Annotated in this window: 16 protein-coding genes and 1 pseudogene; 6 read left to right on the forward strand and 11 right to left on the reverse strand. The window is 71.7% G+C overall.

The features are described from left to right. Positions 1–346: 346 nt before the first annotated feature. Entirely contained in the window at positions 347–1,564 is a 1,218-nt protein-coding gene (locus ACIBKX_RS25040; protein WP_363273115.1) for a thiolase family protein, read from the reverse strand. Positions 1,565–1,648: 84 nt separating this feature from the next. Between ACIBKX_RS25040 and ACIBKX_RS25045 the strand changes: the two genes are divergently transcribed. Together ACIBKX_RS25045 and ACIBKX_RS25050 are read left to right on the forward strand one after the other, a co-directional pair. Next, positions 1,649–2,533: a LysR family transcriptional regulator gene (locus tag ACIBKX_RS25045; RefSeq protein ID WP_363273116.1), complete on the forward strand. Its 885-nt coding sequence runs from the start codon at positions 1,649–1,651 to the stop codon at positions 2,531–2,533. A 15-nt stretch (positions 2,534–2,548) separates the two neighbouring features. Continuing rightward, positions 2,549–3,010 (forward strand): annotated as a pseudogene (locus ACIBKX_RS25050) (siderophore-interacting protein); the annotation flags it as partial. 7 nt (positions 3,011–3,017) lie between these two features. Here the strand turns inward: ACIBKX_RS25050 and ACIBKX_RS25055 are convergent. Continuing rightward, the gene (locus ACIBKX_RS25055) at positions 3,018–3,437 is read right to left on the reverse strand and encodes a nuclear transport factor 2 family protein (protein ID WP_363273117.1); all 420 of its coding nucleotides are present in this window, start codon (positions 3,435–3,437) and stop codon (positions 3,018–3,020) included. Positions 3,438–3,525: 88 nt separating this feature from the next. Between ACIBKX_RS25055 and ACIBKX_RS25060 the strand changes: the two genes are divergently transcribed. From ACIBKX_RS25060 to ACIBKX_RS25070, 3 genes are all read left to right on the forward strand, one after another. Next, positions 3,526–4,302: a helix-turn-helix transcriptional regulator gene (locus tag ACIBKX_RS25060; RefSeq protein ID WP_363273118.1), complete on the forward strand. Its 777-nt coding sequence runs from the start codon at positions 3,526–3,528 to the stop codon at positions 4,300–4,302. Next, positions 4,299–5,339: a sulfotransferase gene (locus ACIBKX_RS25065; RefSeq protein ID WP_363273119.1), complete on the forward strand. Its 1,041-nt coding sequence runs from the start codon at positions 4,299–4,301 to the stop codon at positions 5,337–5,339. The genes ACIBKX_RS25060 and ACIBKX_RS25065 overlap by 4 nt, the downstream gene beginning before the upstream one ends. Positions 5,340–5,442: 103 nt before the next feature. After that, the gene (locus tag ACIBKX_RS25070) at positions 5,443–6,282 is read left to right on the forward strand and encodes an endonuclease/exonuclease/phosphatase family protein (protein ID WP_363273120.1); all 840 of its coding nucleotides are present in this window, start codon (positions 5,443–5,445) and stop codon (positions 6,280–6,282) included. Between the two features lie 9 nt (positions 6,283–6,291). On the opposite strand, the gene ACIBKX_RS25075 is transcribed toward ACIBKX_RS25070, so the two are convergent. From ACIBKX_RS25075 to ACIBKX_RS25085, 3 genes are read right to left on the reverse strand one after another with little or no spacing between them, the layout of a single operon-like run. Then, positions 6,292–7,392 carry a C45 family peptidase gene (locus ACIBKX_RS25075; RefSeq protein WP_363273121.1) on the reverse strand — a complete coding sequence of 367 codons (1,101 nt, stop codon included), beginning with the start codon at positions 7,390–7,392 and terminating at the stop codon, positions 6,292–6,294. Further along, positions 7,392–9,056: an amidohydrolase gene (locus ACIBKX_RS25080; RefSeq protein ID WP_363273122.1), complete on the reverse strand. Its 1,665-nt coding sequence runs from the start codon at positions 9,054–9,056 to the stop codon at positions 7,392–7,394. The genes ACIBKX_RS25075 and ACIBKX_RS25080 overlap by 1 nt, the downstream gene beginning before the upstream one ends. Beyond that, positions 9,038–10,504, reverse strand: coding sequence for a cytosine permease (locus ACIBKX_RS25085; RefSeq protein ID WP_363273124.1), 1,467 nt, complete (start codon positions 10,502–10,504; stop codon positions 9,038–9,040). Before ACIBKX_RS25085 ends, ACIBKX_RS25080 begins: the two co-directional genes overlap by 19 nt. 85 nt (positions 10,505–10,589) lie before the next feature. On the opposite strand from ACIBKX_RS25085, the gene ACIBKX_RS25090 reads away from it, so the two are divergent. After that, positions 10,590–11,276, forward strand: a complete 687-nt coding sequence (locus tag ACIBKX_RS25090) for a TetR family transcriptional regulator (protein WP_363273125.1) — start codon at positions 10,590–10,592, stop codon at positions 11,274–11,276. Here ACIBKX_RS25090 and ACIBKX_RS25095 read toward each other — a convergent pair. The 6 genes from ACIBKX_RS25095 to ACIBKX_RS25120 all read right to left on the reverse strand — a co-directional run bounded on the left by ACIBKX_RS25095 (position 11,273) and on the right by ACIBKX_RS25120 (position 17,272). Continuing rightward, on the reverse strand, positions 11,273–11,989 hold the full coding sequence (locus ACIBKX_RS25095; RefSeq protein WP_363273127.1) for a class I SAM-dependent methyltransferase: 717 nt from the start codon (positions 11,987–11,989) through the stop codon (positions 11,273–11,275). The two genes, ACIBKX_RS25090 and ACIBKX_RS25095, sit on opposite strands and share 4 nt — an antisense overlap. Before the next feature lie 25 nt (positions 11,990–12,014). Beyond that, the gene (locus ACIBKX_RS25100) at positions 12,015–12,896 is read right to left on the reverse strand and encodes an NmrA/HSCARG family protein (RefSeq protein ID WP_363273128.1); all 882 of its coding nucleotides are present in this window, start codon (positions 12,894–12,896) and stop codon (positions 12,015–12,017) included. 96 nt (positions 12,897–12,992) lie between these two features. Beyond that, positions 12,993–14,300 (reverse strand): MFS transporter, encoded by a 1,308-nt coding sequence (locus ACIBKX_RS25105; protein ID WP_399376080.1) that lies wholly within the window; start codon positions 14,298–14,300, stop codon positions 12,993–12,995. Beyond that, on the reverse strand, positions 14,284–15,159 hold the full coding sequence (locus ACIBKX_RS25110; RefSeq protein WP_363273130.1) for a TauD/TfdA family dioxygenase: 876 nt from the start codon (positions 15,157–15,159) through the stop codon (positions 14,284–14,286). The genes ACIBKX_RS25105 and ACIBKX_RS25110 overlap by 17 nt, the downstream gene beginning before the upstream one ends. Before the next feature lie 31 nt (positions 15,160–15,190). Then, positions 15,191–16,162, reverse strand: a complete 972-nt coding sequence (locus tag ACIBKX_RS25115) for a quinone oxidoreductase (RefSeq protein ID WP_363273131.1) — start codon at positions 16,160–16,162, stop codon at positions 15,191–15,193. A gap of 51 nt (positions 16,163–16,213) precedes the next feature. Continuing rightward, positions 16,214–17,272 (reverse strand): 3-keto-5-aminohexanoate cleavage protein, encoded by a 1,059-nt coding sequence (locus tag ACIBKX_RS25120; protein WP_363273132.1) that lies wholly within the window; start codon positions 17,270–17,272, stop codon positions 16,214–16,216. Positions 17,273–17,275: the final 3 nt, after the last annotated feature.

Genomic DNA, 17,275 nt, shown 5'->3' on the forward strand with positions numbered 1-17,275 from the left:
CCCGCACATGGCCGTCGCCGGCCGTTTCAGCGCTCGCCGAAGCCTCGGATGCTCCCCGCATCCGAGGTTCGATAGATCATCATTTGTCGCTTCGTGTCACACCATTTGAAGCAGGGTCAATCTAGAGCATGGGCGCGCCCCTGGAGAGAGGGATGTGTGGAATTCGTGCTCAAGATTTGAAGATTGCCGCCAGAGCCGGTGACCATCCGGGGGCACCTCGGCGCCACACCACCCCGCGTGACCTGTGACAACAGCTGGTCACAAGCGGGGCGATCAATGACACGCCGATGTCCGGAGGGTGCTTGCTCCCTCCGGACATCAGGGTCCAACTACCCGCCGGTTCAGGTCAGTTGTCCGAAAGCGGACCGCCACCCTTCACGTTCTCCAGGACCACGGCCAGCGCCTGGCCGACCCCGATGCAGATCGCGGCGAGACCCCAGCGCCCGCCGGACTCGCGCAGCCGGTGGGCCAGCGTCCCCAGGAGCCTGCCGCCGGATGCGCCGAGCGGATGGCCGAGCGCGATCGCGCCGCCCTTGGCGTTGACGATCGCCGGGTCGACCTGCCACGCGTCCACACAGGCGAGCGCCTGCACGGCGAAGGCCTCGTTCAGTTCGACGGCGGACACGTCCCGCCAGCCGATGCCCGCGCTCTTCAGCGCCCGGTTCGCCGCCTCCACGGGCGCGAAGCCGAACATGTGCGGGTCCAGCGCGAAGACCCCGCGCCCCGCGACCCGGGCCAGCGGGTCGGTACCGATGCGTGCCGCCGCGGCCGCCGAGCCCAGGAGCACGGCCGACGCCCCGTCGCTCAGCGGCGAGGCGTTGCCCGCCGTGATCGTGCCGTCGGGGCGGAACGACGGCTTGAGCCCGGCGAGCTTGCCGACCGTGGACCCCGGCCTGATGCCCTCGTCCCGCGTGAGGGTGTTCCCCTTGCCGTCCACCGTGACCGGCAGCACCAGGCCGTCGTAGAAGCCCGCACTCCAGGCCGCGTCCGCCAGGGTGTGGGACCGGACGGCGAACTCGTCCTGCCGCTCCCTCGGCACGGCGAACCGCTCGGCGAGCCGCTCGTTGGCCTCGCCCAGCGAGACCGTCCACTCGCGCGGCATCCGCTCGTTGACGAGCCGCCACCCCAGCGTGGTGGAGACGGCGGTCATGTCCTGTGCGGGATAGGCCCGATCGGGCTTGGGCAGCACCCAGGGGGCCCGGCTCATCGACTCCACGCCGCCGGTCAGCACGATGTCCGCGTCGCCGGACTCGACGGCCCGCGAGCCGATCATCGCCGCGTCGAGGGAGGACCCGCACAGCCGGTTCACTGTCGTGGCGGGCACCGAGGTGGGCAGCCCGGCGAGGAGCACGGCCATGCGGCCGACGTTGCGGTTGTCCTCGCCGGCGCCGTTCGCGTTGCCCCACACGACATCCCCGATGGCGCCCGGATCGAGCGCGGGCGCCTTGTCCAGGACGCCCCGCACGGCCAGCGCCGCGAGATCGTCCGGCCGGACACCGGCGAGGGCTCCGGAGAACCGGCCGAAGGGCGTCCTTGCTGCTGCGTACACGTAGCTTTCGGTCACGCCGTCACCGTAGGAGCGAGGGGTTCATCACGTCCAAGACTCAGTTCTTCTCCATTGATAAGACTGACTTATAAACTCGGAGCCATGGAGCTTCGTCAGGTCCGGTACTTCCTCGCGCTCGCGGAAGAGTGCCACTTCGGGCGGGCGGCGACCCGGCTGCACATCGCCCAGCCCGCCCTGTCCCAGCAGATCAAGCAGCTGGAGCAGGAGCTGGGGGTCGCCCTCTTCCACCGCTCCACCCGGCGCGTCGAACTCACCGAGGCAGGACGGCAGTTGACCGGATACGCCCGCTCGCTGCTGGCCGAGTCCGAACGCGCGCGGGCGCACATGGCCGAGCTCGCCGACGGCCACGCGGGGCGGGTCTCCGTGGGCTTCATCGGCACCGCCACCTACGACGTCCTGCCGCACGTCGCCCGCACCGTACGCGCGCGGCTCCCGCACATCACCCTGGACCTGCGCGGCGAGCTGCTCACCCCGCAGCTCGTGGACGGACTGCTCGACGGCACCTTCGACCTCGCGGTCCTGCGTTCCGGACCCGAGACCGAGGGGGTGAGCAGCACACCCCTGCGCACCGAGCCCCTGGTGGCCGTGCTCCCGGCCCACCACCCGATGGCCGCCGCCCCGCGGATCCCGCTCGCGTCCCTCGCGGGCGAGGCCTTCGTCGTCCACCCGGCACAGTCACGCTCCGTGATGTACGACCACGTCCTGTCGGCCTGCCGCCGGTCGGGCTTCCGGCCCGCGTCCCTCGTCGAGGTCGGCGAGACCGCCACCCTCGTCGTGCTCGTGGCGGCCGGGCACGGCGTCGCCCTCGTACCGGAGTCGGTGCAGAGCCTGCGGCTCGACGGTGTCACGTACGTACCCCTCGCCGAGCCGGAGACCGTGGACCTCGTCCTGGGCCGCCGGGCCCACGGCCACTCCCCCGCAGCGAGGCAGGTGACCTCGATCATCGAGGAGTGCGTACGACCGTGACACGCACCGCCCGCGGACGTCGAGACGTGCCTCCTGGCAGGGCCGGGCAGCGCGTCGGTCGTCGCCGCCCTCGACGACGCCGGACGGCGGCCGCGGCTCCGGGTCGCGGAAGACGAGACTCCGGCCCGGGTGCTGCGCGGGCACGTCCCGGCGCCGGAACGCGTCGACTGGACGGCCGGTCCCGCCGATGTCGCCGTCGCCGCGAAGGCCCTCGCCCACCGCACCGACGACGAGGCGACACGGTTCCTCACCGGGCTCGCCCCGCTGACCGGCACGGCGGTCCTCGTCGAGGCCTCCCGCCCCGACGGACTGAGCCCGCACGCCGGCGAGGCGGCGCTGCGCGCGTACGCCGCGACGGGCAGCCCGCTGCGTGACTCCGCCGCCATCGCGGACCTCGCGCGGCGCTCGGGCCGGCACGTGGAGCGGACGATCGCGCTCGGCTGGGGCGCGGAGGCCACGGTTCTGCGCCGGACCTGACGGTGGCTCAGGGCCCGGTCGGCTCCCACCACACCAGGTGGGCGGCCGCCCGGGCCACCGGCTCGATGAGCTCCCATCCCTCGGCGATCAGCCCGTCGTCGATCCGCCAGATGTCGACGACGGCGATCTCCGGCCCGCCGTCGGGGAGTCGCCGCCGCGAGTGCACGACGACGTGATCGCCGTCGGCCAGCAGATGGTGGATCTCGACCCGCATCCCGGCGAGCGGGGTCAGAGCCGCCTCCACGGCCGCGAGCCACTCCGCCTTGGTCGAGACGGTCGAGTCGGGCCGGTGGTGGACGAAGTCCTCGCGCAGCAGGGGTGCGAGGCCGTCGACGCCGCCCGTCTCGACCAGCCCCACGAGCGCCCGCTGAACCATGCTCTTGTTGTCTGCCGTCGTGCCGTCTGTCGTCATGCCGTCCGTGGTCATGGCCGCAGTGTTTCCGTGGTCGCGACGGCTGTCGATGAAATCCCATGTCATGGCGTGCGCCGCACCGCGCTGAGTACGCTCGGCGACCATGCACACGGTCGGGCAGCTCCTGCGGCAGTGGCGGCACCGCCGTCGGCTCAGCCAACTCGATCTGGCGATCGCGGCCGACGTCTCGGCCCGGCACGTCAGCCTCGTCGAGACGGGCAAGTCCCGTCCCAGCGCCGCCATGGTCCTGCGGCTCGCGGACCAGCTCGACGTGCCCCTGCGCGACCGCAACCGGCTGCTGCTCGCGGCCGGATTCGCTCCCCGGTACGCCGAGCGCCCCCTCGCCGACGGCGCGCTGACGGCGGCCCGCGACGCCGTCGAGCGAGTGCTCCGCGCCCATGAGCCCTACCCGGCGATCGCCTTCGACCGCCGGTGGAACATCGTGCTGGCCAACCGCGCGGTCGAGCCGTTCTTCGCGTACGCCGATCCGGAGCTGCTGCGGCCACCGGTCAACCTGGTGCGCCTCGGCCTGGACCCGCGGGGATTCGCCCGTCTGGTCGTCAACCTGGCCGATGTACGGTCGATGTTCCGCTCCCGCATCAGACGCCAGCTCGCCGTCGCACCCGACGCGGAGCTCTCCGCGCTCTACGCGGAACTCCTGGAGCCCGACGCCGAGGCCACGTCGAGCCTTTCAGCCGGGTCCGATGTCGTGATCCCGATGATTCTCCGCCTCGACGGACAAGAACTCGCCTTGTTCTCGACGATCACCACGTTCGGTACGCCGATGGACATCACACTGGACGAGGTGGCGATCGAGTCGTACTACCCGGCGGACGCCGAGAGCGCCGCCTACTTCGAAAAGGAGGGGCCGCCGAAGTGACCTCGCGCAACCTGACCTTCGTGATCGGCACCGGCCGCAGCGGCTCCACCGCTCTGTCCCGCATCCTCAACACACATCCCGACGTCCTCAGCCTCAACGAGTACCTGGCCTCGGTCGGTGACGTGGCCTTCCCCGAGGGCCAGTTGTCGGGGGCGGAGTTCTGGGAGGCCCTGTTCCGGCCGACCCCGTACTTCGCGGCCATGCTCCGCAACGGGCTCCAGATGCCGGAGTTCCTCTACACCCGCCGCCCCGGGCGGTACGCGGTGGAGACCACCGGCATCCCCGCGCTCTCCCTGATGGTGCTTCCGCATCTCACCGACGACCCCGACGGACTGCTCGACGAGATCCGCGCCGCGGTCCTCGACTGGCCCGACCGTGCCGCCGCCGAACACCACGAAGCGCTCTTCGAGTTGCTCGGTGCCCGCTTCGGCCGCACCGCGGTCGTCGAACGGTCCGGCTACTCGACGGGCTGGGCGCCGGGGCTGCGCGCCGCCTTCCCGTACGCCAAGTTCGTGCACCTCTTCCGGGACGGGCCGGACTGCGCCCTGTCGATGAGCCGCCACACCGGGTACCGCACGATCACCCTGATGCGCGAGATCAGAGAGCGGACGGGCGTCGACAGCTTCGCCGATCTGACGGAGGAACAGGTGAGCGCCCTGCCACCGGACTTGGCGCCCCTGCTCAGCGAAAGATTCGACGCGGCACTCGTGCGGGACCGGGACCTTCCCGTGCGCAGGTTCGCCGACCTGTGGTCCGAACTGGTCGTCCAGGGCACACGTTTCCTCGACGGCCTGCCCGCCGGTCAGCGCATGACACTCGCGTACGAGGACCTCATCGACAACCCGCACGAGGAACTCGCCCGCCTCGCCGCGTTCATCGGCGTCGCCCCGTCCCCGCAGTGGCTGGACGACGCCTCCGCCCTGCTCGACGGCAGCCGCCGCGGCGCGGCCCGGAAGCAGCTGACGGCCGCCGAATACGACGAGCTGAGTGAGTGCTGCGCCCCGGGCAGCCGGGCGTTGGGCGCAGAGCCGTACTGAAACGCGACACACGTCATCGGCCGGACATATGGCCGACAGCCCCGTCCCATAGCCTCATGCCTGATGTGGTCAGATGCCCTGTGTAGCCACTGAGGAGGAGGCGATGGTGCTCGGACGGAGTACGCGGTCGCTCGTCGGCGCCATGACCCTGGCCTGCATAGTGCTCATCGGCCCCAGCATGCCGAGCGGCCTGCCCGGCGCCGGTTCGCCGCCCCCCGAGCCCGTCAAGGACATCGTGCCGAACCGGGTCATGACGTGGAACATCTGCAACCCCTGCGAGGAGAACAACGTCGGCAGGGCGGCGGAGATCGCCAGATACGCGCCCCAGGTCATCGGCCTGCAGGAGGCGTGCGTACGGGACGTCGAGCGCATCCGGGACTATCTGGAGAACCTGCACGGGCTCGTCTACCACGTCGAATACGGGTCGGTCCTGCGCAAGTGGGGCCGCTGCGGAGGCTGGCCGTGGCGGCCGGGCGCCTTCGGCCAGGCCATTCTCTCCGTCGCGCCGATGAAGGACCACGTGAACGTGGAGTACCCGGAGGGCGGGTCCGAGGACCGCGGCTACATGGCGGTCACGACCACGGTGGCCGGCCGGTCCGTCCGGGTCTTCAACACCCACCTCGCCCAGCGGGAGCAGGCGCCGGTCCGCGCGGCCCAGATCCGCGTGCTCGCCGAGCAGGTCGCCCGGCACGACCGGGCGATCGCGCTGGGCGACTTCAACGCCGTTCCGGAAGCCGCCGAACTGTCCCCCATGTGGGCCCTGGCCACGGACACGGACCCCGGCTGCCGACCCTCTCCCACCGGGGAGTGCGAGACGACCACCGACTGGCAGACCAAGTTCGACTACGTCTTCCTCCGGAACATGGCGGCGAAGGAACACGGCGTGCATCGCACGCCGTACTCCGACCACGACTTGGTGCACAGCGACGTGGACCCTGGCTGATCCCCGGCCTCAGCGACCGGCGGTAAGGACCCGCCAGCCCCTGGTGCCGATATCCGCCGGTGTCCCGTCGAGGATCCGGGCCGTGCGCGTGGCCGGGTCCAGGGTGACCGTGGCGAGGCTCGCCCAGCGCTGGCCCAGCGGCTTCGCGGGGTCGGGGAGACAGGTGACCGGGGGTTCGCCTTCTCCCGTGATCAGGAGGGACGCCAACGCGTCGGAGTCGGCGGGGAGTTCACCCATCTTCTCCAGCCGTGCGGACACGAAGTCGCGGCGGTCGCAGGAGTCGGGCTGGTAGAGCCAGGACTTCTCGTCGCGGGTCAGGGACGGCGTGAGGAAGTGGTTGGTGCGCAGGAGCATGCCCCGGTGGTCCAAGGGGATCTCGTGTACGCCGACGGGGCTGATGTCCAGCAGCACCGCGTCCCCCGCGGCGTCGAAGAGGGCGAAGGAACCGGAGGAGGCCAGCGGGGCGGAGCGCACGAGGTCGACGGCCTCGGCGACGCCGCCCGCCTCGGACAGGACGACGGCGGCGAGGACGTGCATCGGGACGCCGCCGACGGCGTCCCTGACGTGGCCGAGGATGTTGAAGTGCAGGGCGAGACCAGCGCTGTTGATGCCGATCTTGCCGAGGATGCCGTGTTCGGTGAGGCCCGTGACCGTGTGGCGGCCCCCGCGTGCTTCCAGCGTGTGCCAGTGGTCGGCCAGTTCGACGTGCCAGTCCCAGGTCTGGGTGCCGAAGGTGCGGCCCTCGGGGGTGCGGCGTACGAGTGTGGTGCACTCCCCCGGCGGGACGGCGGCGGAGCGGGCCAGGATCTCGGTGCGCGCGTTGAGGACGCCGGCCTGCCACTCCTCGACGCCGGCGCCGTGCGCGATGCCCGCGATCTCGGCGCGGGCCGCGGGGCGGAAGTCGCCGATGGCGTCGAGGGCGCGTTCGGCGTCGTCCCGCGCGCTCTGCATCGTGATGCCGCCTAGGGCGAAGAGGCGGGCGTAGACGTCCAGGGCGGCGGGGATCCCGTCGCGCAGCCGCTCGCCGCGGGCCGCCCCGCGTGCGTACGGGTCGGCGGCGGAGACAGCGATGTGGAGGCGCTCGGCGGGGCCGGGGGTGGTGGTCGTCATCAGTTGTTCCTCGCGTGGTGGTGCTGGATGTCGCCGCCGACGAAGGTGGCGAGGACGGGGTTGTGTGCCTGGTCCTCGGGCGTGAGGTCCAGCGGGTTGGTGGCGAAGACGGTCAGATCGGCGAGGCAGCCGGGGGCCATGCGGCCCGATTCGTGTTCCGTGCCTGCCGCTTGGGCGGCGGCGCGGGTCATGCCGGTGTAGGCCTCGCGTGCGGTGATGGCCTGGGCTGGCTGCACGGGCTCGGTGTCGGGCCGCTCGACCGGGCGGCGCAGCTGGCAGTCGGCCAGGCCGGTGCGCGGGTCACCGGGGCCGATCGGCCAGTCCGAGCCGAGGGCGACGACCGCGCCGTGGTCGAGCAGGTCTCGGGTGCGCCAGCCGCGTGCGGCGCGGTCGGGGCCGATCCGGCGGGACCAGTTGTCGGTGCCGTCGGCGCGGGTGTGCCGGGTGCCGTGCACGGGCTGCAGGCTCGCCACGACGCCGAGCCGCGCGAACCGGTCCAGGAGGTCGTCCGGCAGGGACTCGATGTGCTCGATACGGTGCGGGGCGCGGCCCGCAGGTCCCGCCTCCTCGAGGACGTCGAGGGCGTGGCGTACGGCCTGGTCGCCGATGGCGTGGGTGGCGGTGGGGATGCCGCGCTCGGTGAAGTATCGGACGGCGGCGCGGTAGGCGCCGAGGTCGCGCCAGAGGGGTTCGCGGTTCTCGCCGTGGCAGTCGGGGCGGTCGAACCAGGCGGTTCCGTTGTCGGCGGTGCCGTCGAGCATGAACTTGGCGCCCTCGACGTGCCAGCGGCGGCCGCGCAGGGACTGCTGGTCGGCGATCGTCCGCCAGGCCTCGGGGGCCGAGTCGGCGGGGACGAGGGGTGAGCAGCGGATGCGCAGGGGCAGCTCGCCATGGGCCTCGATGTGCCGGTAGACGTCGAGGGAGGGCTCGGTGAAGTCCAGGGCGTGCAGGCCGGTGAGGCCGTGGCGGGCGAGGGTGTCGAGCTGGGTGCGGACGTAGTCCGCGGCGGTGGCGACCGGGACTTCGGGATAGTGGGCGAAGACCAGGTCCATGGCCTGGAGTTCGAGGATGTGTCCGATCGGGCGGCCGTCGGGACCGGTGACGACGGACGAGGCGTCGGTGAAGGTCTCGCGCCCGGTCAGGCCCGCGAGTTCCACGGCCCGGGGGCTGATCACGAGCGCGTGGGCGTCCCGCGTCATCAGGGAGACGGGGCGGCCTGGGAAGCGTTCGGCGAGGACGGAACCGGTCGGTTCGCCGTCGCGGGCCCCGGAGCCGTCGAAGACGTTGACGTCGAGGTCGTACCCGGTGATCCAGGCGTCGGCCGGCAACTGTTCGGCCGCCTCGCCGATGTGGTCGAGGACCGCGTCGAGCGTGCCGGCCGTGGAGAGGTCCACGCCCCGCCCGATCTCGATCGAGCCCCACACGGGGTGGGCGTGGACGTCGACGAGTCCGGGCAGGACGGTGGCGCCGGGGAAGGCGTGGACGACGGTGTCGGCGCCGCGCAGTGCGGCGATCTCGTCGGCGGTTCCGACGGCGATGATCCGGCCGTCCTTGACGGCGAGGGCGTCAGCGGCGCGGCCGTCGCCTTCCGTCGTCTGGCCTTCCAGCGTCTCGCCTTCCAGCGTCTCGATGTGGTGGGCCGTCACTATGACGTCGGCGTGCACGGGGTGGTGTCCTTCTCATGGGGATTGACGGAGCTGACAGGGCTGACAGGGTCGGTGTGGCCGATGGTGCGCAGGATGCGGGCCAGGCCCCAGTACACGAGTGCGGCGACGCCCATGCCGGACGGGATGGCCAGGTCCGTGCCGCCCATCGCGGTGGCGAGGGGGCCGACCCAGAAGGTGGTGCTCGCGCACATCAGCGAGGCGAGGCCGCCGAGGAACAGCGCGAGGATGCCGGGCCAGTGGACGCCGCCGCGGTACCAGAACGGGCCGCCGCGCTCCTGCTTGAGCAGTTCCTCGCCGTGGTACCGGTTGCGGCGCAGGGCGAGGTCCGTGACGGCCACCGCCATGGCCGGGCCCGTGATGACGACGACCAGCTGGAGCATCGTGTTGACGCTGGTGAGGAAGTCGAAGACGAGGATCGCGTAGAGCGTCATCGCCGTGCCGATGGCGCCGATCACCAGGACCGCGGGGATGCGGGCGAGCCGTACTCCCACCGACTGGACGGAGAGGCTGGCGCTGTACGCGGTCATCCCGTTGTTCGCGACGGTGTTGAAGACGACGGCGATCACGAAGACCGGCACGAACCAGCCGGGCAGGATCGACTCCAGGGCCGCCTGCGGGTCGCTCATGTCGAGGCTGGTCGCGGCCAGCGCGCCGACCGACGTGAAGACGACGCTGGGCAGATAGGCGCCGAACGCCGTCCAGCCCGCGATGGCGGTGATCGAGCTGCCGCGCGGCAGATAGCGGGCCAGGTCGGGGCTGTTGCTGTACGACAGCGCGGTCGACCCGATGATCGTGAAGCCGGTGCCGAGCGCGGCCGCCAGGGCGGCGCCGTGCAGCGGCTCGGCGGGGGTGTGCGTCCAGTCCGCCGAGGCGAGCACGTACCCGGTGACCACGACGAAGACGGCGGTGAGCAGGATGCTGAGCGCGGCGTAGAGGCGGACGATCGTGGCGTAGCCGTAGATCGCGACGAGGAGGGTGACGGCCGCGATCAGGCAGATGATCAGCCCGTCCAGGGCCGAGGAGTCCGGCAGCCCCCACTGCCCGGCCAGGCCGATGCCGGCGACCGACGCGGCCGACCAGTTCAGGGCGAGGTAGGCGGAGGCGATGAGCCAGCCGGTGACGATGAGGACGAACTTGTTGCCGACCACGCCGTAGAACGCTCGGGAGACCACCGAGCCGCTCGTCCCGGCGGCGGGGCCGCTCGCGGCGACCACGCCGGTGCAGATCCACAGGAGGTTCCCGGCGAGGATCACGCCGATCGCCTGGCCGAGGGTGAGTCCCATGAGGACCAGCGAGGCGCCGACGGCGAAGCTCAGATAGCTGACGTTCGGGGCCGCCCAGACGGCGAAGAGCTGTCGGGGGCGCCCGGAGCGCTCCGCGTCGGTGACCAGGTCGATGCCTCTGACCTCTGGTTGACCTGCACGTTCTGTCTGCTGCGTGGTCATCGGTGACCTCTCGGACGAAGGTGCACCACCTTATTGGGTGGTTGCCCAGTTAACTGTTGGGCGCCAATCCAATAGGGTTCGGGGTATGGCGTCAAGACCTCGGCAACCCGAAAGCAAGGACCGGCCCAAGCAGACCCGGAAGCCGCCGCAGGAGCGCCGCGCGGAGATCGTGCGGACGGCGGCCCGCGTCGCGCTGGCGGAGGGGCTCGAACTGATCACGCTGCGCCGTGTCGCGGACGAGCTGGGGGTACGGCCGTCACTGATCGGCCACTACTTCCCGGCGGCCGACGACCTGGTCGCCGAGGCGTTCACGCACGCGGCGACGGCCGAGCGGGACTCGCTGCTGCCGGAGGCGGAGCAGGGGCTGGAGCCGGTCGACCGGCTCGCGCTCTTCCTGGTGCGGATCACGGGCGGGGACTACACCGACCTCAGCCGGCTGTGGCTGAACGCCCGTCACCTCAGCCGGTTCAAGACACCGCTGCGGCGTGCGGTCGGCGCGCAGGAGGCGGTGACGCGCGGCGCGCTGGTCGAGCTGATCGAGGAGGGCGGTCTCGACGCGGCCGGTGGCGCGCTCAGGGCGGCGCTGCACATCCTCGTCGCCGTCGACGGCATGGGCGCGTACAGCAATGCGGACGGCGACGGCGACGACCCGCTCCCGGACGGCCTGAGCCTCGGGGACCTGGTGATCGAGACCGCCGAGTCCCGGCTCGGACTGCCCCCCGGCACCGTGCGGGAGCGGGCGCGGGCGAACGGGCCGGGGGCCGACCGCTAGGCGGCCGGGGGGAGCGTCTGCGTCACGCGCCACAGGCGGCGCGGCAGCTCCCCCTCCTCGAAGGCGTGCACCTCGCGCAGTGTCCAGCCGTCGGCGAGTGCGTCGACCAGTTCCCGGCCGAAGAAGTGCACCGCGAAGCCGCCGTGCTCGAAGATGCCGTCTCCGTGGGCGACGCCCGCGCCGGATGGGGTCTCCCCTGCTCGAGCGGAGCCGAGAGCTTGGGGAAACGCGTCGCCGGTGTGCCGGACGGTGTAGACGAAGGTGCCGCCGGGCCGCAGTACGCGACGCACCTCCGCGACCAGCGCGTGGAGTTCCTCCGTCGACAGCGCCATGCACAGCAGCATGTGCGCGAAGACCGCGTCGACCGAGCCGTCGCCGAGGGGCAGCGGTTCGCGTACGTCGTGGAGTTCGGTCCGCAGCCGATCGGCCGATCCCTGCCGCCGGGCCGCCGCCCGCAGTTGCTCCAGGCCCGTGGCGCTGAAGTCGGTGGCCCGCACGGTGAAGCCCTCGCGGGCGAAGTACAGCGCGTCACGGCCGTGCCCCGCTCCCAGCTCGAGCACGTCGTGCGCCCCGGCGTCGCGGAAGGTCCCGGCAGCGTGCCGTGCGGGGGCGGAGGGCTGTGCGCCGTACATGCCGGGGTGGTCGGCGTAGGTGTGCTGCCAGTGGTCCTGCTGGGCGGCGGCGAGGCCGCCGGCGTCGTCCGCGTGGTTCATGGGCCGATCCTTCCCCGGCCCCCGGTCACCGCCGCGCGGGCGCCGGAGAGAGGAGCCCGGCCCAGTCCTGGGCGGCGGCCCAGTCGCCGAAGCCCTGCCAGCCGATCTCGGGATGGTCGCTCCGCAGCCCGGCCACGTCGACGTCGAGGCCGACCGTGGTGAAGTACGCGAACATGGCGGCCAGATCGTCGGAGCGCGTACGGACGTAGTGCAGCGGCACCTCCCGGTGAACGACCGGCCGGCCCGTGGCGGCGGCGAGCGCGTCCGCGATCTGTGCCGGAGTGCGTACGTCGGACGCGATGTCGAGGCGGCGGCCGACGAACTCGTCGCGGCGCCCGAAGGCCGCCGCCGCGAAGGCGCCGATGTCGGCGGCGGAGATGAGAGCGAAGGGGGTGTCCGCGGGCATGGGCCAGGCGAAGGCGTCCTCGCGCAGTCCGTCGAGGGTCCAGCCGGTGGCGTAGTTGTCCATGAACGCGGCCGGGGCGATGACGGTCCAGGGCACACCGGCCGCCCGCAGATACCGCTCGACCGCGTGCTTGCTCTCGTAGTGCGGGATGCCGGTGCCGCGGTCGGCGTGGGCGGCGGAGGTCAGGACGACATGCCCGAGGCGGGCGGTCACCGCGGCGTCGACGAGGGCCTTGCCCTGCCGGGTCTCGGTGGCCGTGTCGGTGCCGAACGGGGTGGTGACCGCGAACAGCGCGTCGGCGCCGGTCAGGGCCGCGTCGAGCGAGGCCCGGTCGTCGAAGTCGGCGAGGCGTATGTCCGCCCCGAGTCCCCGCAGGGTGTCGGCGGACGCGGCGTCGGGGTGCCGGGTGAGGGCGCGGACCCGATGACCGGCGGCCAGCAGGGCACGGGCGGTGGCTCCGCCCTGGGCGCCGGTGGCTCCGGTGACGGCGACGGTGAGCATGGTTCTCCAGAGGGGTAGTTCTTCTGCGTTCATCTGCGCTCTTCTGTGTTCTTCCGCAGTCTCCTGCATGACGCATTCACTGCGTTACGCAGAAGACTACAAGGAATCACTGCGCCGCGCAGCGAATAAAGCCGCGGGCCCGACGGCAGGGAGCGAGCCGAGGCCCTTGGCGTAGTGGCGTCGGCCCAGGGCGAAGGCGAGGCCCGCGACGAGGGCGACTAGCGGGATCACGCGGAGCGCGGCGTGCAGGCCCATGCGGTCGGCGAGCATGCCGGTCACCGCGGGGCCGGGGGCCAGGCCCAGCAGGCTGTTGGCGAGGGTGAGCGTGGCCATGGCCGTCGCACCGACGGCGGCGGGCGTCAGGCTGACCACCATGGCGGCCGCGGGCCCCGCCGTGGCGTTGCACAGCAGGGTACCGAGGCCGACGAGGATCAATTGCGGGGCACCGGGCGGGAGTTGGAAGCCTCCCGCGAGCAGGAGCAGCGAGCCCGCGCTGCAGCAGGCGGCGACGGACCACTTGAGGTGGGGGTTCCCGCGGCCGAGCCGGTCACTGACCAGCCCGCCGCCGATCATGCCGATCCCGGTGATGAGCGCGAAGACCCCGGCGACGAGCCCCGCCTTGTCGGTGGGCAGGCCGTAGTAGCGGTCGAGGTAACTCGGCATCCAGGCCAGCAGCGCCATCGCGAGGAACATCTGCAGCCCGCTGCCGGCATAGGCGCAGAGCACGGACACAGAGGAGAACAGCCGCGGGAGCAGCGTCCGCACCGAGCCTCCCGCGCCCGGTGCGGCGCCGGGTCCGGCACCGGCGGCGGCCAGCTTCCGCTCGCTCACCACGACGCCGTACACCGCGGCGAGGACGAGTCCGAAGATCCCCATGACGCCGAACGTCCAGCGCCAGCCGAGGTGTTGGGCGATGACCCCGCCGATGGACACGCCGAGCACGGAGCCGAAGGCGCCGCCCGCGATGAACGCCCCGGAGAGGGTGGCCCGCAGGGTCGCGGGGAACACGCTCAGGACCACGGCGATGCCGACACTGCCGTACGCCGCCTCCCCCACCCCGACCATGAAGCGGGCCCAGAACATCTGGCCGTAGCTCGCGGAGATCGCGCAGCCCAGGGTCGCCAGGCTCCACACCACCGCCGCGAGGACCAGGCTCCTGACCCGGCCCCAGCGGTCCGCGAGCAGCGAGAGCGGGAAGGTCAGCACGCCGACCATCAGGGCGACGATGCCGCTGAGGGAACCCAACTGGGCGTCGGAGAGCAGCCATTCGGCCTTCAGGAGCGGAAAGACGGCGTTGAGGACCTGCCGTGACATGTAGTCGGACAGGAGCAGTCCGAAACTGAGGGCGAAGACCACCCATGCGTAACCGCGGCTCATCCACGGGGCCTCAGCAGGGCCGGTCACCGGCGATCCCGGCGCGCTCCATCTTGCGGACGGCCGGCCAGTAGTCCTGGACCGCGTAGTGCTGGGTGGAGCGGTTGTCCCAGATGGCGACGCTGTTGTCCGTCCAGCGCCAGCGGACCTGGTACTCGGGGACGGCCGCCTGGCTGATCAGATAGTTGAGCAGGAGGTTCGCGCCGGGAGCGTGGTCCTGGCCGAACCGCACGTTCTGCGGCGTGTGATGGTTGACGAAGTGGGTGGTGAAGGCGTTGACGAAGAGGATCTTCTCGCCGGTCTCGGGGTGGGTGCGGACCACCGGGTGCTCGGGGTCCGGATAGCGCTCCTTGAGCTCGTGACGCTGCTGCGTCGGCATGACGGCGCCGAAGCTCGCCTCGATGCTGTGCCGGGCGCGCAGATCCGCGATCTGCGTACGGATGTGCTCGGGGAGCCTGCGGTGGGCCTCGGCCATGTCGACCCAGATCGTGTCGCCGCCCACGGCCGGGGTCTCGACGCAGCGCAGCACGGCACCCATGGGCGGACACTCGCGCCAGGTCGCGTCGCAGTGCAGGGCGTTCTCGTAGTGCTCGGGCGGGCTGTCGAGATCCTTGTAGATGCGGACGAGACCGGCGTGGTCGGGGTCGCTGCCGAGGACCGGGTGGTCCTCGAGCGGGCCGAGGCGGGAGGCGAAGGCGACGTGGTCGGCGCGGGTCATGTCCTGGTCGCGCAGGAACAACACCTTGTGGCGGAGCAGGAGTTCCCTGATCTCGGCGAACAGGGTGTCGTCGTGGACGGCGCGGCTGAGCTGGACGCCGTGCAGTTCGGCACCGAGGGTGCAGGTCAGCCGTTCGACGTCGATCCGGGTGCGGGTGGAGGTCTGCGTCATGAGTACTCTCCTGTGCGGGCGGGGGCGTGGATCAGGGGATGAGGACGGACGATCCGGTGGTACGGCCGGACTCCAGCGCGCGGTGCGCCGTCACGGCGTCGTCGAGGGCGAACCGCTGGTTGACGCGGACGGCGATCCGGCCCTCGGCGACATGCCCGAACAACTCGCCGGCCAGCGCGTCACGCTCGGCCGGGTCGGCGATGTAGTCCGCGAGCGCGGGCCGGGTCACGAACAGCGAGCCATGGACGGCCAGTTGCATCGCGTCCAGCGGCGGCACCCCGGACGACGTACCGAAGCAGACGAGCAGTCCCCGGCGGCGCAGCGAGGCCATGGACCCGGCGACGGTGTCCTTGCCGACGCTGTCGAGGACGAGCGGGACTCCGGACCCGTCGGTCAGCTCCCGCACCCGCCCGGCGACGTCCTCCTCGCGGTACAGGACGGTGTGGTCGCAGCCGTGGGCGCGGGCGAGTTCCGCCTTCTCCTCGGTGGAGACCGTGCCGATCACGGTGAGCCCGAGCAGCTTCGCCCACTGGCAGACGATGAGGCCGACGCCGCCGGCGGCCGCGTGCAGCAGGATCACGTCGCCTGCCGCCAGCGGGTGGAGACGACGCAGCAGGTACGCGGCGGTGAGGCCGCGCATGGTCATCGCGGCGGCGGTCTCGCAGTCGATGCCGTCGGGCAGCCGGATCAACGAGCCCGCGGGCATGACGCGTTCGGTGCTGTACGCGCCGAGCGGGCTGCCCGTGTACGTGACCCGGTCCCCCTCGGTGACATGAGTGACACCCGCGCCGACGGCCTCGACGACCCCCGCGGCCTCCACCCCGAGCCCGGCGGGCAGCGGGGCCGGGTAAAGGCCCGTACGGAAATAGGTGTCGGCGAAGTTGAGCCCGACGGCCTCGTGCCGGACACGGACCTCACCGGGGCCCGGATCGCCGACGGTCACGGCCTCCCGGCGCAGGACCTCGGGCCCGCCGGTCTCATGGAATCGAATGGCATGCGCCACGTGGTTCTCCCGGTCTCCTCGTTCTCCTGGCCTCGTGGTTCGGTGTGCCGGTCAGCGGGCGGTGTCGCGGAGCATGAAGCCGCGCTGTCCGGGGCGCCGGTTGGGCACCATGCCGAGCCGGGCCAGGGTCTGCTCGGTGTCGTCGTAGTACTCACCGATCTGGTAGATCTCCTTGGCCTCCGCGCCGCCCGCGACATCGCGGCCGAGGGCGTCGGCGATCCGCACCATCTGCTCGACCTGCCGCACGGAGCTCATGCGCTCGCCCTTGCGGGCCCACAGGTTGTCCTCGTTGCCCACGCGGACGTGTACGCCGAGGGCGATGCCGATGGCGTTCATCGGGGCGACGGCGCGCATCGAGGACTCGACGGTGAGGACGGCGCCGTCGGGTACGCGGCGCACGAACTCGACGAGATCGGCGGGGTGCCGCCCGGCGAACCCGCCGCCGATCGCCACGTAGTTGAGTACCAGGGGGCCGCTGTACTCACCGCTGCGGATCAGCCGTTCGACGGTCTCCAGCTGGGCCAGGGTGGCGAGTTGGAAGTGCGGCTGGATGCCGTTCGCGCGCAGCCGCCCGAGGTGTTCGAGGTAGAAGTCGGGTCCGGCCTCGACGACCATGTCGCGGTAGGCCTTGTAGTAGTCGGGCTTGGCGATGGAGGTGCCGGCGAGGTCGCCGTCGTTCATGATCTCGACGATGTTCATCTGGCTGGTGTTGATCGCGATCGTCACCTGGTCGGGGCGTGGGGTGAGTTCGGCCAGCATGTGGCGGGTGTCGTAGCTCAGCCACTTCGCCTCGGAGCCCTCGTCCTCGGGGGCGAAGGAGATGGAGCCGCCGATCTGCAGGACCATGTCCGGCACGGCCTCGCGCAGCCGTCCGAGCAGTTCGTTGAACATGGACATGCGCTTGGAGCCGTGCCCGTCCAGTTCGCGTACGTGGATGTGCAGCACGGTGGCGCCCGCGTTGTGGCAGTCCACGGCGGCCTGGACGTGCTCGTCCATGGTCAGCGGGAGGTCGTCGGCGTCGCCCGGCAGCCACTCGGGGCCGTAGGGCGCGGCCTGGATCACCAGCTTCTGCTGGTTCTCGGGCAGCAAGGAGTCATCGAGGAAGTGCATGGG

Source organism: Streptomyces sp. NPDC050658 (genome assembly GCF_044457025.1).
GTDB lineage: Bacteria > Actinomycetota > Actinomycetes > Streptomycetales > Streptomycetaceae > Streptomyces.

Bases quoted from the DNA above. Each gene is read 5' to 3' on its own strand.
- ACIBKX_RS25045 (WP_363273116.1), top strand. From the start codon at position 1,649: ATGGAGCTTCGTCAGGTCCGGTACTTCCTCGCGCTCGCGGAAGAGTGC.
- ACIBKX_RS25055 (WP_363273117.1), bottom strand. From the start codon at position 3,437: ATGACCACGGACGGCATGACGACAGACGGCACGACGGCAGACAACAAG.
- ACIBKX_RS25060 (WP_363273118.1), top strand. From the start codon at position 3,526: ATGCACACGGTCGGGCAGCTCCTGCGGCAGTGGCGGCACCGCCGTCGG.
- ACIBKX_RS25070 (WP_363273120.1), top strand. From the start codon at position 5,443: ATGGTGCTCGGACGGAGTACGCGGTCGCTCGTCGGCGCCATGACCCTG.
- ACIBKX_RS25075 (WP_363273121.1), bottom strand. From the start codon at position 7,392: ATGACGACCACCACCCCCGGCCCCGCCGAGCGCCTCCACATCGCTGTC.
- ACIBKX_RS25085 (WP_363273124.1), bottom strand. From the start codon at position 10,504: ATGACCACGCAGCAGACAGAACGTGCAGGTCAACCAGAGGTCAGAGGC.
- ACIBKX_RS25090 (WP_363273125.1), top strand. From the start codon at position 10,590: ATGGCGTCAAGACCTCGGCAACCCGAAAGCAAGGACCGGCCCAAGCAG.
- ACIBKX_RS25095 (WP_363273127.1), bottom strand. From the start codon at position 11,989: ATGAACCACGCGGACGACGCCGGCGGCCTCGCCGCCGCCCAGCAGGAC.
- ACIBKX_RS25100 (WP_363273128.1), bottom strand. From the start codon at position 12,896: ATGCTCACCGTCGCCGTCACCGGAGCCACCGGCGCCCAGGGCGGAGCC.
- ACIBKX_RS25110 (WP_363273130.1), bottom strand. From the start codon at position 15,159: ATGACGCAGACCTCCACCCGCACCCGGATCGACGTCGAACGGCTGACC.
- ACIBKX_RS25120 (WP_363273132.1), bottom strand. From the start codon at position 17,272: ATGCACTTCCTCGATGACTCCTTGCTGCCCGAGAACCAGCAGAAGCTG.